The following is a 6,359-nucleotide window of genomic DNA, read 5'->3' on the forward strand; positions in this document are numbered from 1 at the left end:
GTATTTATTCTAAAAAGACATATGCGATACGGGTTGTACGCATATGATAACAGGTAAACGTCATGCGCTTACGATTTTCCTATAACAGGTTCCCGTACACCATTTTCCAGTCCCAGGTCACCAGTCCCCAGTCTCCAGTCACCAGTCCCCAGTCACCAGTCCCCAGTCACCAGTCCCCAGTCACCAGTCCCCAGTCACCAGTCCCCAGTCACCAATCACCTGTTCCCTCAAACATGAAAAAACCCGGCTTAACCGGGCAGATGCACTGTTTGTCGAATTTAGCAATGTTATTTATTTGAGTTCGCAAGTTAAAGGACAAGCAGCATAAACCGTGGTTTGCACTTTTTCTGCTTCACCATGTAGCCAGCTTAACCATTTAACTTCCTTGGGATGAATGCCTTTAGCAGTTAGTACACCAGCCACGATCAAAACTGTCAAAACATTGAACATGATTAAACCACCTGCTACCAGCAACACAGCACTGACAGGCATTACAGATTGTAGGACTATCGACAACAGGCATCCGACCGTAGCCATTACTACAACTAATGGAAAACCGACAACCAACAAACATACTGCCAATGTGAAAGTCCAGATTAAAAAGCTTTTAATCATTAACAAGGAGTAGGTCTTCCCTTGATTAGAGCTTTGAGCCGAAACCATGACTTTTCCTCCCAAATACACAGCAAAGTTTAAATTTGAATTTCAGTTGTGCCTCGCTGTTGACGAGTTAACTGTTTTGATTCAGTGAAATCCAGTATATAGAAACTTATGGAAAAGATGAGCATTTCTTTACTAAACTTTACAGTTTATTTTTTGTAATTATGGATATCTCCTCAAATGCCCCTTTGTGTAGTCAGTCTTGCTTGAGCATATATCTTGAGGAATATAACCTTGTGGAGAGAATAGTCCAATCATGATCTCCGAAATTAATGACCTGCTTTACTTAACATTTCTTATCAAAATTAGGATTGCTTCTCATAATTCAAGAGACTGGGCTGAAAAAGTTATGCAGGACTGATGCAAAACAAAACGAAAGCAGGGGTAATCATGAATTACCCCTACGCAAGAATCAGGTTTTTAGTCCAATCTTGCCTAAGTCCTAAGTAGAAAGGCGTAAAAAACCGAAGTATGTAGGGGTTGCTGAGAAAGTCTTTCCGTGAGGGCATAGGAGTCAGGAGTCAGGAGTCAGGAGTCAGGAGTCAGGAGAAGATTTGAAAATTTCTTTGCCATCTCTTGAAATCCCAAAAAATGCACACTTTTTCCGGTATACCCTTCAAAACCCTTGCACTAATTTCTGTGTTTATCAGCCTCTAACCTTTGATATATCAAGGTTTTAGGTTTATTCAGCAAACCCTATGTAACTAAAGGTAAAGTTGCCGCAAATCCTCTTCCCTGCTGCCTTCCATAGCTGACAAATTTCTCATCTGGGGGTAGAAAAATTAAGTATTTGTAATTTAAGGTAGAAAAATTGCGTAGCATTACAGAAATATTTATGTTTTAATACTGAAGGTTAACCTGTGTAAAACCAGGTTATATTGATGAAGATATATGACAGAATTACCATCTCGCAATCTACCACCCAAACCACCAGCACCACCAGCGCCACCGGTAGCAACATCTATGACACAACGTAATAATACACAAATGTTGCAGAATCCCAGAGTAGGTTCACCAGCTGGCAATGCACCACCACCAATGGCAGCACCAAGGGCAACAGTTCCGGCAACTTCTAAACCACCTGCGGGACTGACCCTAGCTCAAATTGTGCAAGAAGCTTTTGATCAAGGATATTCTGACGTTCACTTGGGGATAGGTGAAATACCCCGTTTCCGTAACCGAGGAGAAATTCAAGTAACGAACTATCCAGAAACGGATGATAGTTGACAGTTGATTGGGAAACATAAAATTGATTACCCAGTCACCAGTCCCCAGTCACCAGTCCCCAGTCCCCAGTCCCCAGTCCCCAAAAGCATAATGACCAAGCTAACCACAGACAAACTATCTCCACCCCAGTTGTTTAAAGGTATTGCTCTTTTTACACCAGGGGGAGATTTAATTTACTGTATTGACCCTAGTAAGCAAGGTCGATGGCATTTACATCTGTGTGGGGCTTTGCAGGAAATTCTGGATTTATCAGAGCCGCCGCATTTTTTAGTACCTTGTTATACAGCTACTATTGATCATTGGTTAAATCCACGGACACAACAAGTACAGACTTTTGCGGAAGCTTATCCGGCGGTGATGCGTCATCAGTCGGTGCTAAGGGCAATTTTTGGGACGGGGGATATAGTGTGGCAAACAGCACCTTGGCAAGAGGGTTTGTGCGATCGCATGGTGTTAGCTACTTATCGTTCTTCTTTTCCCCAACTCTGGGAAGATCATGATTTAATTGTGCGTTTAGATCGTGCAGATATACCATCCCGATATCAGCAAAATCATTTACATCCACAACAGGGAAAATTGAATGGTCAAGGTTATGTATTGCGTTTATTTGTGGCTGGACATAGTATGAATACTGAGCGCATTTTAGAAAATTTACACGATTTATTAGAGCGATCGCTTGGTTATCCTTACACCCTCAAGGTAATTGATGTTTTAACACATCCAGAGCAAGCAGAAATTGATCAGGTTTCGGCAACTCCTACACTCGTTAAGGTTTGGCCTCATCCAATTCGGCGTATAGTAGGAGATATAGATAATGTGGAAAAACTATTACAAATATTAGGAGCGAAGGATAATTGACAATTGACAATTGATAATTGACAATTGATAATTCGTAATTAACAAGCTGTGTATTCGTGTTTAAAATCAGCGTGATCAGTTCGTAAAACTATCATAAATATTATAATAAATATTATAACAAATATTATAATTAATATTATAATTAATATTATAATTAATATTATAATTAATAATAAAAATCAGCACTACTCTTACTACCTTCAAAGTTATGTATTTCACTTGGTTAGACAGCAATAGTTGGTTAATGGAAATTGGTGGACAGCGGATACTTTTAGATCCTTGGTTGGTGGACTCATTAACCTTTAATAATTTAGATTGGTTATTTAAAGGTTCTCGAACGCAAGATCGACAAATACCAGAAAATATAGATTTGATTTTGTTGTCTCAAGGTTTGGAGGATCATGCACATCCCCCCACTTTGAGAAAATTGGACAAGAATATTCAAGTTGTCGCGTCTCCCAATGCAACTAAAGTAGTAAAAGAATTGGGTTATAAAAATATAACCACTCTTGATCATGGTGAGATTTTCACTTTAAATAATCAAGTAGAAATTAAAGCTTTTCCCGGTTCTCAAATTGGACCAACTTTGTTAGAAAATGGTTATCTGATCACAGAGTTAGCAAGTGGTGGAAAATTGTATTATGAACCGCATGGAAATCATTCAAACCAACTCCAGCAGTTTGCACCAGTAGATGTGGTAATTACACCAATTATTGATTTAAGTTTACCTTTGGGACTACCAATAATTAAAGGAATGAATAGTGCTTTAGAAGTTGCTAAATGGTTACAACCGCGAATTATTCTTCCTACTGCTGCTGGTGGAGATGTTCAATTTGAGGGTGTATTAAACAACTTTTTGCAAGCAAAGGGAAGTGTTGAAGAATTTCAGGGATTATTAGAAAAAAACAATTTAGCTACGCGAGTTATTGCAGCTAAACCTGGTGAACAGGTAACATTTTAGGAAGTAGGTGACTGGTGACTGGTGATTGGGAAAAAGATAAATAACGCAATTACCAATTACCAATTACCAATTACCAATTACCAATTACCAATTACCAATGATAAATGGATTGGATTACTTTATTGCGATCGCTACAATCTGATTTTATTAAAAGATTAAATTCTGGTTGTTTACTGCACTGTGAAACACCAGGAAATCATAGTGAATTAACTATTATTTCAGGAGAAAGATTAACAATATTAAGAAATTTTTGTTGGTTAATGGCAGAAAAATATAAACGCACTTCCCCAGTTCGTAACGTTTTTATTAGTAATCTTAAAGGTAAATTAGGTGAAGAAGTTGTTAAAGAACGTTTAGCAGATTTAATTACAGAAGTTGATTATGAAAAACGAATGGGAGGAGATGGAAGACATGATTTTACACTAACTAAAAATCCGGAAATTCGTATACAAGTTAAATCTCGTCATGGTACAATTGAGCAGGTAAGATGGTCGGTAAGTGCAGAAGAAGTTGAAAAAAATACAGTTATTGTTTGTATTTTAATTAAACAAGAAGTTAATGAAGCACAATCAGAATATCATTTATTTTTAGCAGGATTTTTACCTACAACAATGATTAAATTAAAAACTGGTAAAATTTCCTTTGGTATCCATCAATTATTATACGGTGGAGGTTTATTATCTTATTTAGAAAATTTCCCCACTGCTATAGATAATGATCATATAGATTCACAAAATCCGCAGATTTTCTATGAACAGAAAAAAATAATCAAAGAAATTGAATCACAGGATGATTTTCTTGACAATAATGATGATATTATTGATTATAAACATCGAGGTAATATTCGTTATGAATTAGGGGAGTATGAAGGAGCAATTGAAGATTATAATCAGGCAATTAAGATAAATGCTAATGATGAAGATATTTATTATGATCGTGGTAATGCTCATTTTGATTTAGGCAACTATGAATTAGCAATCAATGATTTTAGTAAAGTGATCAAAATTAAACCTAATTATACAGATGCTTATTATCATCGAGGAAATGCCAGATTAATTATAGGAGATAAACAGGGAGCAATTGAGGATTTCCAGAAAGCAGCGGATTTGTATTGGCAAAATGGAAAAATAGAAGAACATAAAGATACTCAAGCAATGATTTTAGATTTAGAAATTGAAGAATCCTTAGATATTTTAAATTTTTAAAGAATGTCAGGAGTCAGGAGTCAGAATATTTGTAATCATGTTAAGAAACCTGGTTTCTGCGTGTTATATTTGTAATATTCTTGTTAATGACCCAGGTGTGTGAATATGATTTTCAATTTTAAAAAAAGTAGTGCTTTGTTAGCTTTATTTATCCTAGTTAGTAGCAGCTATTTTCATGATGTTGCTCAAGCATCGGTAAAAAATCAGCCGCAGGTAATAGCAAAACAGCAGGTTAATAGTAAAACTGCTCAACCCCATCCAGTTTTTAAGTCAATTTTGCCCAAATTAAAGAAAAATACGAAAATTACAATTTTATTACCTAACTATATTCCTGGTTTAGAAGGAGAAAACCCACTTTACGCAATTATCGAAACAGCCGACAAAAATAAGTATGATATTTTATTAGGATTTAGCCCTGATTGTACTGGAGGTACAGCGTGCCGTCTTGGTATGATTAGTGCGGAAGCTATTAATAGTAAAACCCCTAGACTAACTGGTAAAGCGGTATCTTTAGCTAAAGGTACAACTGCTTATTTTGTAGATGCTAAATGTGGTGCTAATTGTTCTGATTCTACCTTAACCTGGCGACAAAAGGGAGTACAGTACACTATTGGCATAAAAGCAGGTAAGCAGAAAGATTTGGTAGAAATGGCTAAATCTGTGATTACACCATAGTTAATTTTGAATTTTCCAAGTATGGGAAAAACCTCTCTCTCACCCTCTCCTACAAGGAGAGTGAACAAGAATAACTGTTATTAATAGAAAAAGAGCAAGTCCTAAGTAAACTCACGTAGGTTGGGTTGAGGAACGAAACCCAACATTTATAAGCTTTTGTTGGGTTGCGCTATCGCTTAACCCAACCTACAAAAACTCTTAACCCAACAGTATTGGAAAAAGAATAATTTTTATTAATAGAAAAAGAGAAATTAAAGCCTCTCCCCCAGTGGGGGAGAGGTTTGGAGAGGGGTCAGATTATTTTCGTTGAACTCCCATTTGTTTAATTTTCCATTTTTTGTTGCCAAGCTGCATAAAATTTAGGATAACTCAGATTTTGGGCAAAGTTCCAGAAAAGTTGATAAATTCCATAGTCAAAACTATAATAAGACCTTTCATAAACATCTTTTGGTAAATATTTCTGCAAATTGGTAATTACCATTGTCATTTGTTCAATTTCTGTAATTTTATCTAAGCTTCCAGCCGCCCTTCTCTTGGTATCTTCATCATCAGAATTGCGGATTAAATCAACCAAAGCCTGGATAGCATCTTTATTGCCATTTCCTATTTCTCCTAAGCTATAAGCTGCGCTTATCTTGGTATATTTATCATCAGAATTGCGGATTAAATCAACCAAAGCCTGGATAGCATATTCATTGCCATTTCCTATTTCTTCTAAGCTATCAGCCGCCCTTCTCTTGGTATCTTCATCATCAGAATTGCGGATTAAATCA

General features: G+C 36.5%; 8 protein-coding genes. 6 read left to right on the forward strand and 2 right to left on the reverse strand.

The window, feature by feature from the left end; genetic code table 11:
* The first annotated feature begins 62 nt into the window (after positions 1-62).
* Positions 63-299, forward strand: coding sequence for a hypothetical protein (locus FFR48_RS24210; RefSeq protein ID WP_137669133.1), 237 nt, complete (start codon positions 63-65; stop codon positions 297-299).
* On the opposite strand, the gene FFR48_RS24215 is transcribed toward FFR48_RS24210, so the two are convergent.
* A complete protein-coding gene (locus FFR48_RS24215; RefSeq protein WP_096564960.1) occupies positions 292-663 on the reverse strand; it encodes a hypothetical protein in 372 nt (123 codons plus the stop codon). The two genes, FFR48_RS24210 and FFR48_RS24215, sit on opposite strands and share 8 nt — an antisense overlap.
* Positions 664-1,551: 888 nt before the next feature.
* Between FFR48_RS24215 and FFR48_RS29125 the strand changes: the two genes are divergently transcribed.
* The 5 genes from FFR48_RS29125 (at position 1,552) to FFR48_RS24240 (ending at position 5,586) form a co-directional block, all read left to right on the forward strand.
* On the forward strand, positions 1,552-1,887 hold the full coding sequence (locus FFR48_RS29125; RefSeq protein WP_190348209.1) for a hypothetical protein: 336 nt from the start codon (positions 1,552-1,554) through the stop codon (positions 1,885-1,887).
* A gap of 90 nt (positions 1,888-1,977) precedes the next feature.
* Positions 1,978-2,745, forward strand: a complete 768-nt coding sequence (locus FFR48_RS24225) for a circadian clock KaiB family protein (RefSeq protein WP_096572527.1) — start codon at positions 1,978-1,980, stop codon at positions 2,743-2,745.
* A gap of 208 nt (positions 2,746-2,953) precedes the next feature.
* On the forward strand, positions 2,954-3,706 hold the full coding sequence (locus FFR48_RS24230; RefSeq protein ID WP_137669134.1) for an MBL fold metallo-hydrolase: 753 nt from the start codon (positions 2,954-2,956) through the stop codon (positions 3,704-3,706).
* 104 nt (positions 3,707-3,810) lie between these two features.
* On the forward strand, positions 3,811-4,911 hold the full coding sequence (locus tag FFR48_RS24235) for a tetratricopeptide repeat protein (RefSeq protein WP_137669135.1): 1,101 nt from the start codon (positions 3,811-3,813) through the stop codon (positions 4,909-4,911).
* Positions 4,912-5,016: 105 nt separating this feature from the next.
* Positions 5,017-5,586 (forward strand): hypothetical protein, encoded by a 570-nt coding sequence (locus FFR48_RS24240; protein WP_137669136.1) that lies wholly within the window; start codon positions 5,017-5,019, stop codon positions 5,584-5,586.
* 322 nt (positions 5,587-5,908) lie between these two features.
* Here the strand turns inward: FFR48_RS24240 and FFR48_RS24245 are convergent.
* A partial coding sequence (locus FFR48_RS24245) for a HEAT repeat domain-containing protein (RefSeq protein WP_137669137.1) occupies positions 5,909-6,359 on the reverse strand: 451 nt, incomplete at its 5' end.

The sequence above is a fragment of the Sphaerospermopsis reniformis genome (genome assembly GCF_005402885.1).
GTDB classification, from domain to species: Bacteria; Cyanobacteriota; Cyanobacteriia; order Cyanobacteriales; family Nostocaceae; genus Sphaerospermopsis; species Sphaerospermopsis kisseleviana.